15 protein-coding genes and 1 tRNA gene are annotated in these 19071 nt (G+C 58.9%); 14 read left to right on the top strand and 2 right to left on the bottom strand.

What is annotated here, in order from left to right; genetic code table 11:
- Positions 1 to 16 precede the first annotated feature (16 nt).
- From atzF to VGC62_RS18220, 7 genes are all read left to right on the top strand, one after another.
- Positions 17 to 1828, top strand: a complete 1812-nt coding sequence (gene atzF / locus VGC62_RS18250) for an allophanate hydrolase (protein ID WP_331188480.1) — start codon at positions 17 to 19, stop codon at positions 1826 to 1828.
- A gap of 178 nt (positions 1829 to 2006) precedes the next feature.
- Complete coding sequence (locus VGC62_RS18245; RefSeq protein ID WP_331188479.1) at positions 2007 to 5321, top strand: dermonecrotic toxin domain-containing protein; 3315 nt, start codon at positions 2007 to 2009, stop codon at positions 5319 to 5321.
- Between the two features lie 111 nt (positions 5322 to 5432).
- Positions 5433 to 6914: a sensor domain-containing diguanylate cyclase gene (locus VGC62_RS18240; RefSeq protein WP_331188478.1), complete on the top strand. Its 1482-nt coding sequence runs from the start codon at positions 5433 to 5435 to the stop codon at positions 6912 to 6914.
- On the top strand, positions 6911 to 7132 hold the full coding sequence (locus VGC62_RS18235; RefSeq protein WP_331188477.1) for a cysteine-rich CWC family protein: 222 nt from the start codon (positions 6911 to 6913) through the stop codon (positions 7130 to 7132). Before VGC62_RS18240 ends, VGC62_RS18235 begins: the two co-directional genes overlap by 4 nt.
- Positions 7133 to 7205: 73 nt before the next feature.
- Entirely contained in the window at positions 7206 to 7898 is a 693-nt protein-coding gene (locus tag VGC62_RS18230) for a pseudouridine synthase (protein ID WP_331188476.1), read from the top strand.
- Positions 7899 to 8207: 309 nt separating this feature from the next.
- Positions 8208 to 9092: an alpha/beta hydrolase gene (locus tag VGC62_RS18225; RefSeq protein ID WP_331188475.1), complete on the top strand. Its 885-nt coding sequence runs from the start codon at positions 8208 to 8210 to the stop codon at positions 9090 to 9092.
- A 180-nt stretch (positions 9093 to 9272) separates the two neighbouring features.
- Positions 9273 to 9346, top strand: a tRNA-Gly gene (locus VGC62_RS18220).
- Positions 9347 to 9706: 360 nt separating this feature from the next.
- On the opposite strand, the gene VGC62_RS18215 is transcribed toward VGC62_RS18220, so the two are convergent.
- Positions 9707 to 10588 carry a LysR substrate-binding domain-containing protein gene (locus VGC62_RS18215; protein WP_331188474.1) on the bottom strand — a complete coding sequence of 294 codons (882 nt, stop codon included), beginning with the start codon at positions 10586 to 10588 and terminating at the stop codon, positions 9707 to 9709.
- Positions 10589 to 10765: 177 nt separating this feature from the next.
- On the opposite strand from VGC62_RS18215, the gene VGC62_RS18210 reads away from it, so the two are divergent.
- From VGC62_RS18210 to VGC62_RS18180, 7 genes are read left to right on the top strand one after another with little or no spacing between them, the layout of a single operon-like run.
- Entirely contained in the window at positions 10766 to 11476 is a 711-nt protein-coding gene (locus VGC62_RS18210; protein WP_331188473.1) for an ABC transporter permease subunit, read from the top strand.
- Entirely contained in the window at positions 11476 to 12174 is a 699-nt protein-coding gene (locus tag VGC62_RS18205) for an ABC transporter permease subunit (RefSeq protein ID WP_331188472.1), read from the top strand. The genes VGC62_RS18210 and VGC62_RS18205 overlap by 1 nt, the downstream gene beginning before the upstream one ends.
- 15 nt (positions 12175 to 12189) lie before the next feature.
- Complete coding sequence (locus VGC62_RS18200; RefSeq protein ID WP_331188471.1) at positions 12190 to 13035, top strand: transporter substrate-binding domain-containing protein; 846 nt, start codon at positions 12190 to 12192, stop codon at positions 13033 to 13035.
- 30 nt (positions 13036 to 13065) lie between these two features.
- The gene (locus tag VGC62_RS18195; protein ID WP_331188470.1) at positions 13066 to 14181 is read left to right on the top strand and encodes an FAD-dependent oxidoreductase; all 1116 of its coding nucleotides are present in this window, start codon (positions 13066 to 13068) and stop codon (positions 14179 to 14181) included.
- Positions 14171 to 14488, top strand: a complete 318-nt coding sequence (locus VGC62_RS18190; RefSeq protein ID WP_331188469.1) for a (2Fe-2S)-binding protein — start codon at positions 14171 to 14173, stop codon at positions 14486 to 14488. Before VGC62_RS18195 ends, VGC62_RS18190 begins: the two co-directional genes overlap by 11 nt.
- Positions 14481 to 15857, top strand: coding sequence for an NAD(P)/FAD-dependent oxidoreductase (locus tag VGC62_RS18185; RefSeq protein ID WP_331188468.1), 1377 nt, complete (start codon positions 14481 to 14483; stop codon positions 15855 to 15857). The genes VGC62_RS18190 and VGC62_RS18185 overlap by 8 nt, the downstream gene beginning before the upstream one ends.
- Before the next feature lie 42 nt (positions 15858 to 15899).
- Entirely contained in the window at positions 15900 to 16253 is a 354-nt protein-coding gene (locus tag VGC62_RS18180; protein WP_331188467.1) for a RidA family protein, read from the top strand.
- A gap of 242 nt (positions 16254 to 16495) precedes the next feature.
- Here the strand turns inward: VGC62_RS18180 and VGC62_RS18175 are convergent, their stop codons facing one another.
- Positions 16496 to 18931 carry a TonB-dependent siderophore receptor gene (locus VGC62_RS18175; protein WP_331188466.1) on the bottom strand — a complete coding sequence of 812 codons (2436 nt, stop codon included), beginning with the start codon at positions 18929 to 18931 and terminating at the stop codon, positions 16496 to 16498.
- Positions 18932 to 19071: the final 140 nt, after the last annotated feature.

The raw sequence follows: 19071 nt of genomic DNA, 5'->3' as shown, positions 1-19071 counted from the left end.
AATACGGAATAGAGCCATGAACCAGAACACTTCTTTGTTCGACTTGCGTCTGGACAGCGTGCGCGCCGCTTATCAAAACGGTAGCCAGACGCCACGCCAATTGATCCTTGCCTTGCGCGACAAAGCCGCTGCGCTGAACCCCGATTACCACCTGTTCATTCACCTGTTGAGCGCCGAGGAACTGGAACCCTACTTGTCGGCGTTGGAAAGCCGCGAGCTGAAAGACCTGCCGCTGTATGGCGTGCCGTTCTCGATCAAAGACAATATTGATTTGGCCGGCATCCCGACAACCGCGGCCTGCCCTGATTTCGCCTACACGCCGGAGCGCTCGGCGACCATCGTCGAGCAACTGATCGGCCTGGGTGCGATTCCCATGGGCAAGACCAACCTCGACCAGTTCGCCACGGGTTTGAATGGCAGCCGCTCGCCCTATGGCGCCTGCCCGAACAGCGTGAACATGGATTATCCATCGGGTGGCTCCAGCGCCGGTTCGTCACTGGCCGTGGCATTGGGCGTTTCCAGCTTTGCATTGGGCACCGATACCGCAGGCTCGGGCCGCGTACCTGCCGCGCTGAACAATTTGGTCGGGATGAAGGCAACCAAGGGCTTGATCTCGACAGCCGGCGTGGTCCCGGCCTGCCGCACGCTGGACTGCGTCACCACGTTCACGGCGACCGCGCGCGAAGCCAGCCAATTGCTCGCGCTGACCGCCCGCCTTGATCCACAGGACGAATACAGCCGCAACAACCCGTCATGGAACGATGGCTCGGCGTTTGGCAAACCTCGACCGTTCCGCTTCGGTGTGCCGCGCGCGCAAGACCTGGAGTTTTTCGGCTGCTCGCAAGGGCCGTTGCTGTTCGGGGATGCCATTGACCGACTGACAGCAATGGGAGGCGAAGCGGTGACACTGGATTTGTCGCCATTCCTTGAAGCCGCGCGCCTGCTGTACGAGGGGCCTTGGGTCGCCGAACGCTACAGCGTCGTGGGTGAGCTGGCAGAGAACAATCCCGACGCGGTGCTGCCGGTGATTCGCGCCGTGCTTGCCAAAGCGCCGTCGGTGACCGGCGTGCAGACCTTCCGCGCCCAATACCGCCTGCAAGTGCTCAAGGCTCAGTGCGACAAACTCTTGGAAGGCCTGGATTGCGTGGTGACGCCCACTATTGGCCGCCCTGTAACGCTGGCCGAACTGCACGCAGAACCTGTGCTGCGTAACTCGGAACTGGGTTACTACACCAACTTCGTCAACCTGCTCGATTACGCTGCGATCGCCGTGCCGAGCGCATTCATGGACAACGGCATGCCGTGGGGCGTGACGCTGTTTGGCCGTGCGTTCACCGATCAATACCTGCTGAGCGTGGCCCAGGCGCTGCAATGCGAAACCGAGCTGCCGTTGATCGGTGGTCAGCATGTGGACTTAACCATACCGGCCAATGCCGCACGCAGCGATGTCGCTCGCCTGGTGGTGTGCGGCGCGCACCTGGACGGCCTCGCGCTGAACTGGCAGCTCAAACAACGCGGTGCTCGCTTGATTGAGGCGACGCAAAGCTCGCCCAATTATCAGCTGTACGCACTGGCGGGCGGCCCGCCGTTTCGTCCTGGGATGGTGCGAGTCGACCAGGGCGGCGTGGCCATCGAAGTCGAAGTGTGGGAACTGCCGAGCCTTGAACTGGGCTCATTTTTGACCGCCATTGCCGCCCCCCTGGGTTTGGGCAAAGTGCAACTGGCAGATGGCCGCTGGGAAACCGGTTTTATCTGCGAAGGGTATGGACTGGATGGCGCAACCGATATCAGCCATTTCGGTGGGTGGCGGGCTTATTTGAAAGGCTGATCCACGGTACGGGGAGCTGCCCAAGGCTGCGATCAACGCGTGTCAGGCAAATGGCATCGCAGCCTTGGGTAACTGCAACAGAACAGCGTGAGAGTGTCAGACCTGCGGTACATAAGTAGCCCGCAGAAAAAATCTGTTGCGACATAGTGAATCCCACATTCACTCTTTCGCGGTCCTCATGAACGACAATTGGAACACACCGCCCGTCGATGGACTTGCCCTTGAAAGCAACGACTCCTGGGTATCGCCTGAATCCTACTTCATACCGCTCTCCGTAGAGAAAGCCCAATCGTTGCCTGCGGTCGAACCAACCGCAACGTTCCAGACCATCAACCAAAAAGCCCTCGACCGACTGCGAAACAGCCCTGTCGCCAGGTTACTAAACGGTTCGATATGGACGCTGAGGGCCTACCAACTCGACATGGACACCCCGCCGCTTCTGGTTGAATACATCGATCAGCAACTGCTGGTGTTGCTGCGTCAGCATGGCGGCAACGAGCTGTCTGCCGATGAAATACATATCGACTTCCTGACCGACACACGTCCAGCCGTGGAACCGGACGGCGTCGAGCACTATGAACGGCGCCTGAGCGTGAAGGATCTGGCGCGCGCGATAACCAATCCGGCGGCATTTTTCGGCTTGATACGTAATAAGGAAGCCGATCGTGCGTTACACCCTGACTTACCGTCGCTGACATTAAGCAAGTTGGCGAGGCTAATCACGCAATCCATGTGGATGATTAATTATCAAACCTTGCTCGATGCGTTCTGGGCGAAACATGAATACAGCTACCGATTCCTGGCCAGGCTGTCGTTCATGGATGGGATTTGCCATCTGCGCAGTCAGCGCAGGATCAGTCGCGAAGGCTACCAGCTGGCCCTTGATGCGCTGGGGCTGAGTGAATTCCCCGCCCACCTTGAAAACCAGGAACCAAACGTCGTGGGTGAGCACTCGGTCATCAGCCTGGTGATGCTTGACGATCAGGTGGTGCCAGGCATGTTTCAACTGAAATCAAAGAACACCGCCCATTGCTATCTACACACCCTGGGCGAACACTCGGACTGCATTGAATACATCAGTGATGATGCCCCTTGGCAGGAACAACCGCTGCTCAAAGCCTTGAACCGCTCCCCATGGCACAGGCGTTACCTGGACATCGCCCATGCTGCCGGGGAGGCCACACGTCTGGTGATGATCGAATGCCGTGACGATCTGTTTATAGCGCTCACCCGAGCGCAACAAACGTTTTTCTCAGCGCGTCTGGAGTCAAGTAACGTCGAGGTCGATCCGCCCTATTCCCAAGACGACAATCCGCTGATGCTCATGCTGATCGATCGCAGCCTGAAGCTAATCAGCGTGCAGGACCTTTTGGGCGAGCATGCTGATATCCGGGACCGCATACCCGATCCGTTGAAGACTGCCAACCGTCTGATGAAGCGCAGACTGAAAAACCATCATGGGTTAAATGTGAAGCCTGAACAGGTGTTTATCCGCTACCTGCGTGGAAACTCCACAACACCGCTGGGGCACGCGCGGGCGCCTGCGAACGATATCCACGTACCCAGTGAGCAGCCGATTGGCCTTGGCGAGGCGCTGATGAACAACTACCGAGTCGAGCACCCGGTCGGCTATATCGACCACGGTGGGCGTACGGCGGTGTATATCGACCCCACCGCAGAAGGCAAATGGACGGCGGCGCAAGAGCTATCGATTTCCGCTGACGCTATTGAGCAGCAAATCCGGGATATCGATTTTCTGGCGCTTATATCGAAACGGCTTAAACGCTTCTGGGATCGACAAGGCAGCACCATTGAATATTCGTTACGCAAGACGTTCATGGCTCAGGCGGTCATCAGCCTCAAGCGCCAAACGTTGTCACGCAACGGTTTTGACATATTGGTCGATGTGCTTGAGGAGTCGTTCAGCGAACACAGCGTGAAGCATACAAGCTGGTCTGCACTGGGCTTTCATCTGCAACACGCGCTGAGGCCGGGCACGCAATGCGCGTGCTGCATAGGTCTGCTGGTATTCAACCACGTCAAAAAAACCGGCCATGTCTTGTATCAAGCCGGTCAACCGGAACCCTTCATCGAGTTTCAACACCGCGACGAGCTTGGCGCGCATCTATTGCGTGCGACAACCGACGAACAGTGGCGCACAACCTTGCTCCATTACATGCCCGCCAGCCTTCATCCGCGCCTGAGCTACATCCTGACGCTTTGGGGACGGGTTCGCGCAGCGTCCGAGCCGGTGTCCGATCTGCGGCCCTGGGTCGATGTCCTCTATCACGAGGATGTTCATAAAACCAAAGCGGGCAACCTCTGCGAGCATACATCGACGCTATCGCCCTTCGCATTCATGCGCCAGGTCATGCGTGACAATTCATTGAGCGATGCCAACGACAGCGTCACGACGTCCAGAGAAGTGTCATTGCGCAATTGGACCCAACGCCTCAATCATTTGCAATGGATGCTCGCGCCTCTCTCAGTTCTGTTGTCGCCAGCAGCGCTGGCATCGATAGTGACGGCTGCTGGCACGCTTTATCTGAACATTCAATCTGCGGCCCTGCCCGGCAATCGAGAGAAAGAGAAGAAGCAACTATTGCTGACCGCCCTGTCGCTTGGGCTCCTGCAAATGGGCGCTATAACGCCAAGGCTTTTACGCGCACTGCAAACGTTCACAAGCACGCGCAGCGCCGCAGCACGCCTCGCTCCCGCCGTCATTCGAAGTTTCAGCGCATTGCTGCAACGCTCGATGAATGTTCGCAAGACACAGCTGGAAAGGTTCTTCGGCAACGGCAGCTTGCTCAAGACCTGGGCGATTCCCGGTTACTTGAATTTCGCGACCTTCCCGGTGAAGGTCTGGAAACTCGAGAGCAAATTCCTGTTGTGGACCTCAGAACAAGCACAGGCGAGAACCTTGGTGGTCAGCACCCATGGCTATTACCTGCCATGGAGCAAAACCACAGCAATTCCTAATGGCACCGAACTGCGCACTTATGTGCCCCACGGATTTGAGCTGGTCGACCCTCGACTGCATCGGGTGGCCAGCCAAAATGTCCAACCCTTTTCAACACTGAATACGGGACAAAATTCGCCAGGCCCGGCCTTCAGCCAATTGCCAGCCTGGCAACTCACCGATAAGGCGCTGGCAGGTACCTCCCAGGCCGGACGAATCAAGAACTACACGCTGGCCAAATTCCAAAGTGAATGCTACGAGAGCTACCGCGAGATCGGCAACGTTGTGCGCCATTCCCATCAGTCACCGTTTTTCGGACAACTGATGTCAACGCCGATGGACGTCCTGACCGTCAGAAACCGCTTCGGCACCAGTAATCCCGCGCTACAGGATTTGTTCGGCGCCCTGGCGCGGCAAGGCATTCATTACGATCACATCCTGTTGTTGCACTGCCGTTGTTCGGCGATCAGCTCACTGCTGGGCCGCGCGCCCGCCTTTGATGCGCCTGCTGGCAGCGTGCCGATCAGTCCTTAGTGATTTCCCCCACCCCCATTCAGTCCGAAAGTGCGACACGGCAATAGCGTAAGCAGTGGCGGCAAGCTAGCATGGGCGATTCCAAAAAAATTTCTTAAGCCCGGATTGGTTATGCCCCTTCGTTCGACGCTCCATTCACAACGCTCCGTACTGTTGACGTTGGTGATCCTTTTGGGGAGCGGCTTTCTAGCGACGTCTTTACTCAGCTATTTCTCATCACGCGACGCCATTCGAGACAGCATCGTCAATACTGAGTTGCCTCTGACGTCGGACACCGTGTACTCCGAAATTCAAAAGGATCTGGTCCGGCCTGTACTGATTTCATCAATGATGGCCCGCGATACCTTCGTTCGCGATTGGGTGGTGGCCGGCGAAAAAGATCCTCAGCAAATGACCCGCTATCTCAAGGAGGTCATGGATCACTATGGCGCCTACACCTCTTTTTTTATCTCCAACAGCAGCTTGACGTATTACCAGGCCAAGGGCGTGCTCAAGAAGATCAATTCCAACGAGCCGCGTGACGTTTGGTACTACCGGGTTCGAGACATGGCCGAGCCTTACGAGATAAATGTCGATCCGGACTTGGCCAATAAGGACAACCTGACTTTTTTCATCAATTACAAGGTCTTCGATTACAACGATAACTTCATTGGGGCGACCGGTGTGGGCCTCACAGTCGACGCGGTTATCAAGCTGATCGACCGCTATCAGCAGCGATATCAGCGCAGCGTTTATTTCGTCGACACCTTTGGCCGGCTGGTGCTGACCGGGGCAAGTGGCGGGCCACAAGGTGCAAAGATTGGCCAGCCCCTGCGCGAACTGCCAAACCTCAAGGACCTGCAACGCAAACTGCCCAAGCCTCAAAGTGGCAATTATCAATATGATGCGCTGGGTGACGCGCACTTTCTGAACGTGCGCTACATCCCTGAACTCAATTGGTACCTGTTCGTCGACAAACGCGAAAACGGCGCACTGACCGACGTCAGGCAATCGCTCTACATCAACTTGACCATCTGCCTGGTAGTGATGCTGGTGGTGCTGTATCTGCTGAACCGGGTATTAAGGCGTTTCCAGGTGCGACTCGAAGCGCAGGCAACGCTGGACAGCCTGACCGGTCTGCCCAACCGCCGTGGCTTTAACTATCTGGCGCTAAGGGCGATTCAGGATGCACGCCGCGATCAAACGCCGTTGTCGGCCATGCTGCTGGATCTGGATCATTTCAAGCGCCTCAACGATACCCATGGTCATTTGGCGGGCGACGAAGTGCTGAGTGGATTTGCCGACGACATCCGCCGCTGCTTGCGCGAAACCGACATCATTTGCCGCTGGGGTGGCGAAGAGTTCATCATCCTGCTCAAGGGTACGAACAACGCTGGCGCCCGACGCGTCGCAGAGAAGATTCGCCTGCTGGCAGAACAACATACTTACGTGTTCTCCGGCACAGCGTTGCAGGTCACGGTCAGTCTTGGCCTGACTGAGCTGAGCGCCGCCGACACACTGCAAAGCCTGATCGCCCGCGCTGACCAAGCGCTTTACAGTGCCAAGCAAAGCGGACGCAACCGGGTTTGCACAGAGATGGCCGTTGCCACATGAACACTCAATCGATTGCCCTGAACACCTGCCCAGCCTGCGGTTCCAGCAACCGCTGCACCCTGGCGGACCCACGCACCGCCGATCAACCCTGCTGGTGCTTCTCCACAGACATTGACCCTGCGGTAATCGCCTCGCTGCCCGAAGACCTGCGCAACAAGGCATGCCTGTGCCCCAGGTGTGCAACGCTAAAGACAGAAGAAATCGCGGGGCATCGGTAGGCGTTGTCTTCGGCAGTTCCTACCCGTCAACCCGATCACGTAACATGACCTTCTTTCGTCTTTATCTCAGCCTATGCGCCTCGACCGTTTCCTCAGCAACCTCCCCCGCTTCAGTCGTAAGGACGTGCGTTTTGCACTGATCGCCGGCCGTGTCAACGTTGATGGTCAAACCATCACCAACCCGCATCACGATGTGCGTGAATTCAGTTGCGTCATGTTCGATGACGAAGTGCTGCAAGCCGGAAAAGCGTCGCGTTATTTCATGCTGCACAAACCACCGGGCTGCGTCAGCGCAACAGTCGACCCGCAACATACGACTGTGCTTGACTTGCTGGACGAACCCGACAAGCACGAACTGCATATTGCCGGTCGCCTGGACTTCAATACCTCAGGCCTGATGCTGATCACCAATGACGGTCAATGGTCGCGGCGCCTGACACAACCCGCATCGAAACTGCCAAAGGTCTACTACGTCGAAACCGAGCAGGAAATCGGCGCGCATTATGTAAAGAAATTCGCTGACGGTTTTTACTTCGCGTTTGAAAACCTCACCACCCAGCCAGCCGAGTTGATCGTGCTCGACAACCACCGCGCCCGACTAAGCATCGTCGAAGGCCGCTATCATCAGGTTAAACGCATGTTTGGCCATTTCGACAATAAAGTGCTGAGCTTGCACCGCGAAAGTATCGGCTCCCTGGCGCTAGACCCCGCGCTAGAGCCTGGCCAATACCGTCCGCTGAACGCCGCTGAAATCCTGCTGATCTGACGTCTGCCTACCGCCCGGCAGAAGATCCCGGCAATTCACGAACGGCACTTGCGACTTCGCCCGCCCCCTGCTTGAATCCATTCGTCAGTCCACATGTGACCGATGAGTCAGAAAACTATTCCAAGAAACCTTTTGCTGTCGCGAGAGCCTTTCAAGCATCCGCGCTCGGTAAATCGCCCGCCAATAATAATACCTGTCGAACAGATCGTTGCGGATCGACATGGGCCCCTTACAAGGCAATGCCTACCTGCCACAAGGCCGTGCAACGTGGTTGCGCGCGCACCTGTTTTCACGTCAGGAGACATGAATATGAGGCCAGAAATCGCTGTGCTTGATATACAGGGACAGTTTCGGGTTTACACGGAGTGCTATCGCGCAGATGCCGCAGAAAAGACCATCATCATGGTCAACGGCTCACTGGCCACTACGGCATCGTTCGCACAAACCGCCCGCAATCTCTACCCGCAATTCAACGTCGTGCTCTACGATCAGCCTTATGCGGGTAAATCCAAACCTCACAACCTGCACGAAAGACCGCTGACCAAAGAAATCGAAGGACAGATCCTGCTGGAGTTGATCGACCACTTCAACGCCGAGCACATCATGTCGTTTTCGTGGGGCGGAGCGGCTGCGCTGGTGGCGTTGGCGCACAGACCCAAACGAATCGAAAAAGCCGTGATCAGTTCGTTCTCCCCGGTGATCAACGAGCCCATGCGCGACTATCTCGAGCGGGGCAGCCAGCACCTTGGTGCCTATGATCGGTATGAAGTCGGCAACCTGATCAACAGCACCATTGGCAAACACCTGCCATCGCTTTTCAAGCGCTTCAACTACAAACACGTCAGCACCCTGGACCTGCATGAGTACGCGCAGATGCACCACCACATCAACCACGTGCTGGACACCAATACGCTGGGGCAGATCAAGTTAGCGAAACGAATCAACGTGCCGGTGCTGTTCATGAACGGCGAATGGGACGAATACACCGCTGCGCAAGACGCCAGGCTATTCGCCGACCACGTGCGGCAGTGCCATTTCAGCACCATCCAGTGCGCCGGACACTTTCTGGACATGGAACACAAAGCAGCTTGTCTACACTCCAAAAACGCCCTGCTGGAGTTCCTGAAACCAGCGCCCGAACCGAGCCGAATACGCCACCAAAACGTACATAACCACCCTGCATTTGCAATCTGACCGTGACGGTCATCTGGAATAGGATTCATACGTCAGCGTCCACACGACAGCAGTCGACGAATGAATTCCGATCCATCTCGCAGCACCCCGCGCCACGACCAAAACTTCTCACATTCGGAAATTAGCGCTTCAATTCAAGCCCCGCTTCTGGTACAAAGTCAGCCGCTGAAAGCGTCACAAGCGGGTGTCGTATAATGGCATTACTCCAGCTTCCCAAGCTGATAACGAGGGTTCGATTCCCTTCACCCGCTCCAATTAGCTATTCCGCAACACTCCCCCGCATATCCAAATCGCCACCAAACACCCTACCTACAAGCCTATACCGCCAGGCCGCACGGGCCGCACGGGCCGCACGGGCCGTGTACATCGCCAGCGTCTGTTTTGGTTCGTTGATTCTGGATGCTGCGGGCTTGTTCAAGGGCTGTAAATCAACATCGCAATGCTCCTGCCGGAATGCTATGGCCTGCTTCGGCGCCCAACTGATGAGCGGATACGCTCCATATCCTACTGCTGCACAGGCGCATGTCCACTTCCACTGCGACGAAGATCGAGAGGGCACTTCAGTCCACCGGTTTTGCACCGCACTTGAGACATCTCAAATACTGCATGAGCACTCAGCCTTCACACGCAAACGCCAGAAACTCTTCTGCAAAAACCTCCACCAATTCTTGCGCCAGCGCATTCTCCGAGCGGATGACCAGAAACCCGGTATCGACAGAAACGCTCAAGGGCTTTATTACCACGCCACGGCCGGTGAACTGTTGCGCCGTCGGTGGATCGACGATGCTCACCCCCAACCCCTGGGCAACCAACGCGCAAGCCGTATAGGACAGCCCAGTTTCGAAGCGGGCCAGCCGCGGTACTTCGGCAAGGGCCAGGGTTACACCGGCAGCGAACAACGAGCCCGGCGCCACGGCGATCATGCATTCGCCACTGAGGTCTAGCGGGTCGACAACTGCCAAACCTGCAAGCCGATGATTGTCGGGTACCACCACGACAGCATGCATGGGCACTGCCTGGATGTTCAGCCCGTGGCGGTTCAGCGGGCCCTCGGCGTAGCCGATATCCGCTTCCCCGGATGCGACCATTTCCGCCACCAGATGAGACGGCACGCCGAGCAGGCTGACGTGCAGTTGTGGCCGAGACGTCAGGAAGCGCGCGAGAAATGCCGGCAAAAGCGTATTGGCCACTGCGGGCATCGCGGCGATACGCAGCGATCCGGCGGTTTGTTCACCAATGCCACGCGCGACGCGGGCGATCCGTTCCAGGCCGATAAACGATCGCTCGATCTCAGGGATCAACGCAATGGCGTAGGACGTGGGCTGCAACTGATTGCCGCGGCGTTCGAACAGCGCATACCCCAATGCCGCTTCCATATCCCGAACCAGTCGAGTGACCGCCGGCTGTGTGACGGCCATGAGATCAGCCCCGCCGGTCATGCTGCCGGTACGCATGACGGCGCGAAACGCTTCGACTTGCCGAAGGGTGAGCCGCATCAAACCTCCATAATATTTAGTCATTCTGAATTGAAATAAAATGATTATGGATTATGCAAATGGTATGTGAAATTCTTTCTTAGATTATTTCGAGACGGCGCCAAGAGCGCTGTCCATGCCACTTACGCTGTCTTTTTATCTGCCCTCAATCAAGCACTCCTTCACCAGGGGCAGTCCATGACATTCTGGCAAACGATGGGTTTCGGCGAGCAAGGCTGGGCGGCCGACATGCTGTTGGCGACCCTGATGACTTGCACCATTGCCTTTTGCGGGTTTGCCTGTGGTGGGCTGATCGGCGGCATCGGTTGCTGGGCCAAACTCTCTCGATTCCGATCATTGCGTACTGCGGCAGACCTCTATACCACGGTGCTGCGCGGCGTCCCGGACCTGCTGATCATCTACTTGTTCTACTTCGGCAGCAGCATGGTCTTGACCCAGGCTGCCCATCAGCTCGGGCTGAAAAGCTTCGTTGGCGTCCCGCCGTTTCTGGTGGGCATGCTGGCGATTGCGGTGGTGTCCGGTGCGTATCAGATCGAAGTACTGCGCGGCGCCATGGGCTGCGTTCCACGCGGCACCCTTGAGGCTGGACGCGCGCTGGGGCTCGACGGCGGCAAATTACTGTTGCTGGTCATCGCGCCTCAGGCGCTACGGTTTGCCCTGCCCGGCCTGGCCAATGTCTGGCTGTTGGTGCTCAAGGAATCGGCGTTGATCAGCGTGGTCGGTATGGTCGAGTTGATGCGCCAGGCGCAAATCGGTGCGGGCGCTACCCACCAACCGTTCTGGTTTTACGGGACCGCCGGCGCCTTGTATCTGCTGGTAAGTGTCAGCAGCAGCCATTGCCTGGGACGGCTCGAACGTCGGCTGGCCCTGCCCTCGGGTGGCCAGTAATGGACTGGTCATTCATGCTCGACTGCTTCGCCCAACTGCTGAGGGGACTGCCGTTGACCCTGAAGCTGGCGATGTGCGCCTGCCTGGCAGGCTTTGCCCTGGCCTGGCTGCTCTGCGCCATGCGGCTCTCAGGGCGACGCTACCTGGACTACCCTGCGTGGCTGTTCATCGAAGTGTTTCGCGGCACTCCACTGCTGGTGCAACTGTTCATCATCTACTACGGCTTCAGTCAATCGGCCTGGCTGCGGGACAGCTTTGCCTGGGCCTACTTGCGCGACGCCTACTGGTGCGCGCTGCTGGCGCTAACCCTCAATACCGCGGCCTATACCAGCGAAATCCTGCGGGGCGGGGTCAACGCAGTCGCTGCGGGCCACAAAGAGGCAGCCGCAGCGCTGGCCTTGAGCCGCGCGCAAATCTGGCGCCATGTGATCTGGCCGCTGGCCTGGAGGCAGATGCTCCCGGCGTATGGCAACGAAGTGATCCTGATGGTCAAGGCGACCTCCCTGGCCTCCATCGTCACGCTCATGGAGGTGACTGGCATCGCCGCCCGCCTGGTCTCGCAAAGCTACCGGCCGGTGGAAGTGTTCGTATGCGCTGGCGCCCTGTATCTACTGATCAATTTTTCCATCACCCGGGTGGTGATGTGGCTCGAACGTCGTTTGCACCGAGGCCCTGAGGCCTCAACCCATTCTCACTGAACCGAGGAAATACCCATGATCCGCAACTGTTTGCTGGGCACTGTATTGGGACTGTCGCTGGGTAGCCTCATGGCGCACGCCGATGACGCGCCAGTGTTGAAAATCGCCACTGAAGGCGCCTATGCGCCGTGGAACTTCATCAAGCCCGGCGGGCAACTGGACGGTTTCGAGATCGACCTTGCACATGAGCTCTGTGCCCGTATCAAGGCCAAATGCGAAGTCGTGGCACAGGACTGGGATGGGCTGATTCCGTCACTCAATGCCGGCAAGTTCGACGCGATCATGGCCGGCATGAGCATCACCGAAAAACGCCTGCAGGTAATCGGCTTCAGCCGTCCTTATGCCGCGCCGCTCAATGGACTGCTGGTAATGGGCAACAGTCCGCTGGCGACCTTGCCCGATGCCACCGCGACCTTCGATTTGGACAGCAACGAAGCCGCTGTCAAGACATGGGTGGCGAAAATGGCGCCACTGCTCAAGGGCAAGGTACTGGGTGTACAGGGCTCGACCACGGCCTCGGCGTTTGCTGAAAAATACCTTTCCGGGCTGATGGAAGTACGGGAATACAAGACCGTGGACGCCCACAACCTTGATCTGGTCAGCGGCCGCATCGACGCAGTGCTGGCGAACGCCGTGGTACTCAAGCTGGCCACCGAGCAATCCTCCATGCAGGGCGCAAAAATGGCCGGGCCGATCTTCGCCGGGGGCGTCTTCGGCCCGGGTATCGCCATTGGCTTGCGTAAGGATGACAGCGACCTCAAGGCGCGTTTCGACCAGGCGATCAACGAGGAAATCGCCGACGGCAGCTTGAAGAAACTCTCCGAAAAATGGCTGAAGCTCGATGTCACCCCTCTCAAATAAACCCTCTGCGCAAAATGGGAGCACTGGCCGATGACAACTCCCAGGGTGTGTGTAGTGGGCGGCGGGTTGGTGGGCATGGCTTTGGCGTATGGCCTGGCCTGTGCTGGCGAATCAGTTTGCCTGCTGGACCAGGGCGATGTCGCCTGGCGAGCAGCGCGCGGCAACTTCGGGCTGGTGTGGGTTCAAGGTAAGGGCGTCGGGCTCCCCGCCTACGCGCGCTGGACGCGGACCTCGGCCGCCTTGTGGCCACGGCTGGCCCAGAACTTGTTGGCGCAAACTGGTATAGATGTGCAGTTGCGCCAACCCGGCGGCTTTCAGCTATGCCTGGATGCCGCCGAGCTGGATGAAGAAGTGCGGCGCCTGAACTGGCTGCGCGACGCGCTGGGCAGCGATTACCGTTTCGAGGTCCTCGACCTACCACAACTACAACGGCGCCTGCCCGGTGCCGGCCCGACACTCGCGGGCGCCTGTTACTGCCCGGACGATGGTCACGTCAATCCTCTGCTGCTGCTACGTGCCTTGAGTACCGCCATGCAGCAACGCGGTGTGAGCTTGTATACCAATGCCAATGTGCAACGTATCGAGCGCGTGGGCGAAGGTTATCGGCTGTCGGGCGAGGGCCGCGAGTGGACTGCCGAGCGCGTCGTTCTGGCCGCTGGGTTGGGCAACCGTGAGTTGGCCGCTCAGGTGGGGCTGAATATCGAGGTGCAGCCCAACCGCGGGCAGATATTGGTGACCGAGCGTATTGCACCGTTCTTGCACTACCCCACCAGTTACGTCCGCCAGACGGCCGAAGGCAGTGTGCAGTTGGGTGATTCTCACGAGGCGGTGGGCCTTGACGACGGCGTCAGCCGAGGCGTCATGAGCGATCTGGCGCAGCGCGCCGTGCGCTGTTTTCCACAGTTGGCGAGCGCGCAGGTGGTGCGCACTTGGGGCGCGTTGCGGGTGCTGAGCCCGGATGGCTATCCGATTTATCAGGAATCCCGCGAGGCCCCCGGCGTGTTTGCCGCTACCTGCCACAGCGGCGTCACCTTGGCTGCGGCCCACGCCTTCGTGCTGTCGCCGTGGCTGGCTGGCGGCGCGGCACCCGACGATATAGCCGCCTTCAACGACCAGCGTTTCAAGGAGTCCAGCCATGAGGGCTAACCCACTGTTTACCAGTCTTGATGCGGACGGCCAACAGCGTATCCGCATCGAGTTCGACGGCCAGTCGATGAGCGTGCTGGATAACATTCCGTTGGCCAGTGCGTTGTTGGAAGCAGGCGTCGAACACACCCGCTGCACGGTGATCAGCGGAGCACCGCGCAGCGCCTATTGCATGATGGGCGTGTGCTTCGACTGCCTAGTGCTGATTGACGACGTCGCGCAACAAGCCTGCCAGGTGCGAACACGCGCGGGCTTGCAGGTCAGCAGGCTCACAATCGCTATAGTCGAGGGCGCAGGCAATGACTGAATCGATCGAAGTACTGATCGTAGGTGCTGGCCCGGCAGGCATGGCGGCAGCGCTGCAGTTGCAGGCGTTGGGCGTGCAGGTGCGGGTGCTGGATGAGCAATCCAGTCCCGGTGGGCAAATCTACCGCGGCGCCCACGAGGTCTCGCCCAGGCGCAGCGAGGTACTTGGCGCGGACTACCAGGTCGGTATCAGTCGGGTTCGCGAGTTCCTCGCCAGTGGCATCGACTACGTTCCGCTCGCATCGGTGTGGCTGATCACCGCCGAGCGCGAGGTACATTACCGCGCCGCCGGACAAATGCGGCGGGTCAAGGCGCAGCGAGTGTTGCTGTGCTGCGGAGCTTACGAGCGCCCCATGCCGGTCCCTGGCTGGACGCTGCCAGGGGTGATGACCGCAGGTGCCGCGCAGATTCAACTCAAGAGTGCTGGGCAGATCCCGGCCTGCCCCGTCGTACTGGCCGGCAGCGGCCCGTTGTTCTATCTACTGGCGTGGCAGTTCCTGCGCGCCGGTGTTCGCATCGAGGCCTTGGTCGACACGGCACAGCCACAGGATCGGTTACGCGCACTGCGCCATTTGCCCCAGGCGCTCGGCAACATCGCTCAACTGGGCAAGGGCCTGAAACTGTTGTACACCCTGCGCCGGGCTGGAGTGCCTTGGTTTCGCGCGGCCAGTGGATTACGGATCGACGGCCAGGGCCATGCCGAGGGTCTCAGTTTTGTCTGTGATGGACGCTCGCACCGCGTCACCAGCCGCTTGATTCTGCTTCATCAAGGGGTGGTCCCCAATACCCAGCCCACACTGGCGTTGCGCGCGGTTCATCGCTGGGACGACCAGCGCCAGTGCTGGGTGGCGGAGCAGGACGCCTGGGGAGAACTCAGCGTGTCGGGCTGCTTCGTGGCCGGCGATGGTGCGGGTATCGAGGGAGCCGAAGCCGCCGCCTTACAGGGTAAGGTCGCGGCCATTGGCATTGCCCTGGCGTTGCAGCGGCTCACACCTGAAGAAGCGCGGCGACGGGTCAAGCCTGTACACCGGCGCATGGCGCGCCAACGCAGCGCGCGGCCATTTTTAGACGCTCTGTACCCCCCGCAGAATGACTTTCTGGCGCCCGCCGATGAAACCATCATCTGCCGGTGCGAAGAGGTGACCGCCGGTGCCATCCGTCAATATGCGGCCCTCGGCTGTCAGGGGCCGAATCAGACCAAAGCTTTTGGACGTTGCGGGATGGGCCCTTGCCAAGGTCGTCAGTGTGGCTTGTCAGTGACACGCCTGCTGGCCGACGCACATGGGGTCAGTCCGGCCGACGTGGGCTACTACCGAATCCGGCCGCCACTCAAACCCATCACCCTGGGTGATCTGGCCAATGAGCAATGAATTTCGCTGTCCCGCTAATCACCCCAGACTGGAGAAGAGACCATGAACGACATCATCCGCCAACAACCCAACGCCCGCCTCAGCCGCGCGGTCATTCACAACAACGTCGCCTGGCTGGCTGGCGTCGCCCCCTCCGATTGCAGTAAGGATGCCGCCGACCAGACACGTCAGGTGCTGGCGCGGATCGACGAATTACTGGAAGCAGCAGGCACCGATCGCAGCCGCTTGCTGTCGGTGCAAATCTGGATGGCACACATGGCGCGAGACCTTGACGCCATGAATAGCGCATGGGTCGAGTGGCTCGCTGATGCCGGGCGTCCTGCCCGCGCCACATGCCAGGTCGCCTTCGATGATCCCGACCTGCTGGTCGAAATCATCGTGACGGCGGCAGTCTAGGGGCGCCCTTGAGTCCCGGCTTGCGCAACAGACTTACTGGGGCGCAATGTCGGTCGTCATTGTGATCGCTCCTGAGAACTCCATCGTGAATGCACTTGGGCCTGCGCCGGTTTCCTCCCGCCACGTGATCGGCCCAGACGGGGCCAGATGCTGCCAGGTATTTCGTTACCCCCAGCTTGCCCCCGGCGTACCACGGCGGTTACCGAAAGGACAAACCAGAGCGCCAAAGGTATCGATTACGCTCAGTATTTCCAGCTCACCGAGGCGGTGAGGTTGCGCGGCGCCCCGTAGTTGGTGGAGCCTGCAGCCTGGTACAACGACAGCAGGTACTTGCGGTCGGTGATGTTGTTCATATTCAGCGACGTGCTCCAGTGATCGTCGATGTCGTAGCTTGCCATCAGGTCAACCAAGGCGTAGGCGCTCTGCCGGACTTCGCGGTTAGTGTCGAGCTCGGTCGCGCTTTGCCAATGTACGCGCGTGCCGACCTTGGCTTGGGGCAGGCCGGGCAGCCGGTAAGTCACGCTGCCACGGAAACTGTGGGTGGGCACATACTTGCGAACCTTGTCGCCATTATCGTCGTCAATTCGCACATAGGTATAACCGCCAGCCACTTCCAATCCCGGCAACGCCTCGCCGGAAGCTTCCAACTCAAGACCATGGCTCTTGGAGTCCAGCCCTCTGTACAAGTATTGACTCCCGACGACCTCTCCGGTCGCTTCGGCCACGTTGGCTTGTTCGGTCTTGAACACGGCAGCATTAAGCTTCAGTTGTTGGTCGAGCAGGCTGCCCTTTACCCCGGCTTCCATGCTTTTGCCTTCAAGCGGTTCGATCAGCTTGCCATCGGTGCCGAGCACATACTGCGGTTTGAAAATCTTCGTCCAACTGGCGTACAGGCTCCACTGCGGGTCCAAGTCGTAGACCAGGCCGGTATAAGGCGTCACCTTGCCATGCACACGCGTATCGTGAGGGGTGCCATAGCCGACACCGTCACCATCGGCGCTGAGCATGCGCGCCCCGGCGATCCAGTGCAGGTCATCGGCAAGACTGAAACGCGCGCCTGCGAACACACTTTTCTGGCGGTCGGTGAAGAGCTGGGTGTTGAGGTCATCGGTGTAGTCGAACGACGGCTGCACCACCGTGCCGGCGAGCGCATCGGCGAGGCTGACAATTTCGTAGCCGGAGGCGTCTTTATAGTGACCGCGTTCGGAGTGGTGAGTACGGCCGTAATTGGCCCCTACGGTCAATTCGTGCTCGCGCCCCAGCAGGCTGAAAGGCCCGGACAACTGCGCCTCGCCCATCACTTGGTGCTCAGTACTGGTGGTGCGGTTCATGTAGGCGTAGACGTCATCGGTGGTTGCCGGGATGGCGTACAACATCTGGGTGTCTTGGTGCTGGCTCACACCTGTCAGGGTGATTTTGCTTGCCCAACCATTGCCGAAGTCGTGTGTTAGCTCGGCGAACGCGCGTTGAGTATGAATATTCCAGTAGGTCCAGGGTTGACCGATGCTGGAGCTGCGGCTGCTGTAGTGGATACGGTTGCCAGCGGCATCGGCGATAGGCAAGGCACCCCAGGTGCTGCCGTTCGAATCGTTGTTTTGCTGGGAAAAACCCACGGTCAGGGTGTCGGCATCGGACAGGTCGAAGGCCAGCAGCCCTGCGAACACATTGGTCTCATGGCTGTAGCGGTCCAGGTAGGAATTGCCTTTGTCGTGCGCATAGATAAAGCGTCCGCGGACATTGCCGCTGTCCGTCAGCGGGCCGGACACGTCGACGCCCAGTCGGCGGTTATCCCAAGAGCCGACGCTGCTGTCGATTTTCGCCTGGAAGGTATCGGTCGGCCGCTTGCGCACGAAATTGACCGTAGCCGATGGGTTGCCGGCACCACTCATGAGCCCGTTGGCGCCATGCAACACATCAATCTGCTCGAACTCGGTCATGTCTTGGTCGCCGAGCATCACCCCGCTCGAGAACGGCATGCCCATGCCATCGTATTCGAAATTATCGATATTGAAGCCACGAGAGGTGAACGCGGTCCGGTCGGTTTCGAACTGTTCGACGGTAACTGACGGCGCGCTGCGCAATGCCTCCTTCACGCTATTGAGTTTGAAGTCGTCCATTTGCTCGCGGGTAACGATGGTTACTGCCTGCGGCGTTTGCTTGTCGCTCAGCCCCATGCGCGTGGTACTGGCGACCGGCTTGCCCTGATACCCCTGGCTTTGGCCGCTGTCTTGGAGAGAGTGATACTGAATCTGGGTGGCGGGCAAGGTCACTTCGCTGCCAGTGTTGGCCAACTGCGATTTATCGACAGGTACAAGGTATAGCGTCACGGCGTCAGTGCGGGCGAAGCTATAGCCACTGCCTTGCAGTAACCCCGCCAATGCTTCTTGCGCCGAGTACAGGCCCACCACTGCCGGGCTGCGTAGCGCGACATCCAGATTGCCATCGAGCAATACGTTTTGCCCGGATTGTTGACTGAACAACAGCAGGGCTTGGCGCAACTGCTGGGCAGGGATGTTAAACGACAACTTTTCTACAGAGGCGCCAGTGGCATGACCTGCTGCCCCATGAGCCTGAACCGCGCCAACGATCAGTGAGCACGCGAAGACTGCGCCAAGGACGCTGGGGCTAAACCGCCATTGCGTATCGATTTTGCGTCCAGGGTTGTGGAGCTTTGGCATTCAGGGGTTCCCTATTTAATGTGCATTACTATGCGAATAGCTATCAGTCACATTAAGACGGATGAGGGATCAAAATATCTGAAGGCGCTGTGAATTATTACGCTTCACTGCGCTAGAGGCATCGTTCACCGGCATGACGC

Origin of the sequence: Pseudomonas sp. (assembly GCF_036404235.1) — a bacterium.
Classification (GTDB): Bacteria; Pseudomonadota; Gammaproteobacteria; order Pseudomonadales; family Pseudomonadaceae; genus Aquipseudomonas.
The sequence above is the reverse complement of the archived record's forward strand: the minus strand, read 5'-3'. Positions and strand labels throughout refer to the sequence as shown.

What these genes read in the sequence shown, in the direction of transcription:
- atzF (WP_331188480.1), top strand. Translation starts at nt 17, where the DNA reads ATGAACCAGAACACTTCTTTGTTCGACTTGCGTCTGGACAGCGTGCGC.
- VGC62_RS18245 (WP_331188479.1), top strand. Translation starts at nt 2,007, where the DNA reads ATGAACGACAATTGGAACACACCGCCCGTCGATGGACTTGCCCTTGAA.
- VGC62_RS18240 (WP_331188478.1), top strand. Translation starts at nt 5,433, where the DNA reads ATGCCCCTTCGTTCGACGCTCCATTCACAACGCTCCGTACTGTTGACG.
- VGC62_RS18235 (WP_331188477.1), top strand. Translation starts at nt 6,911, where the DNA reads ATGAACACTCAATCGATTGCCCTGAACACCTGCCCAGCCTGCGGTTCC.
- VGC62_RS18230 (WP_331188476.1), top strand. Translation starts at nt 7,206, where the DNA reads ATGCGCCTCGACCGTTTCCTCAGCAACCTCCCCCGCTTCAGTCGTAAG.
- VGC62_RS18225 (WP_331188475.1), top strand. Translation starts at nt 8,208, where the DNA reads ATGAGGCCAGAAATCGCTGTGCTTGATATACAGGGACAGTTTCGGGTT.
- VGC62_RS18215 (WP_331188474.1), bottom strand. Translation starts at nt 10,588, where the DNA reads ATGCGGCTCACCCTTCGGCAAGTCGAAGCGTTTCGCGCCGTCATGCGT.
- VGC62_RS18210 (WP_331188473.1), top strand. Translation starts at nt 10,766, where the DNA reads ATGACATTCTGGCAAACGATGGGTTTCGGCGAGCAAGGCTGGGCGGCC.
- VGC62_RS18205 (WP_331188472.1), top strand. Translation starts at nt 11,476, where the DNA reads ATGGACTGGTCATTCATGCTCGACTGCTTCGCCCAACTGCTGAGGGGA.
- VGC62_RS18200 (WP_331188471.1), top strand. Translation starts at nt 12,190, where the DNA reads ATGATCCGCAACTGTTTGCTGGGCACTGTATTGGGACTGTCGCTGGGT.
- VGC62_RS18195 (WP_331188470.1), top strand. Translation starts at nt 13,066, where the DNA reads ATGACAACTCCCAGGGTGTGTGTAGTGGGCGGCGGGTTGGTGGGCATG.
- VGC62_RS18190 (WP_331188469.1), top strand. Translation starts at nt 14,171, where the DNA reads ATGAGGGCTAACCCACTGTTTACCAGTCTTGATGCGGACGGCCAACAG.
- VGC62_RS18185 (WP_331188468.1), top strand. Translation starts at nt 14,481, where the DNA reads ATGACTGAATCGATCGAAGTACTGATCGTAGGTGCTGGCCCGGCAGGC.
- VGC62_RS18180 (WP_331188467.1), top strand. Translation starts at nt 15,900, where the DNA reads ATGAACGACATCATCCGCCAACAACCCAACGCCCGCCTCAGCCGCGCG.
- VGC62_RS18175 (WP_331188466.1), bottom strand. Translation starts at nt 18,931, where the DNA reads ATGCCAAAGCTCCACAACCCTGGACGCAAAATCGATACGCAATGGCGG.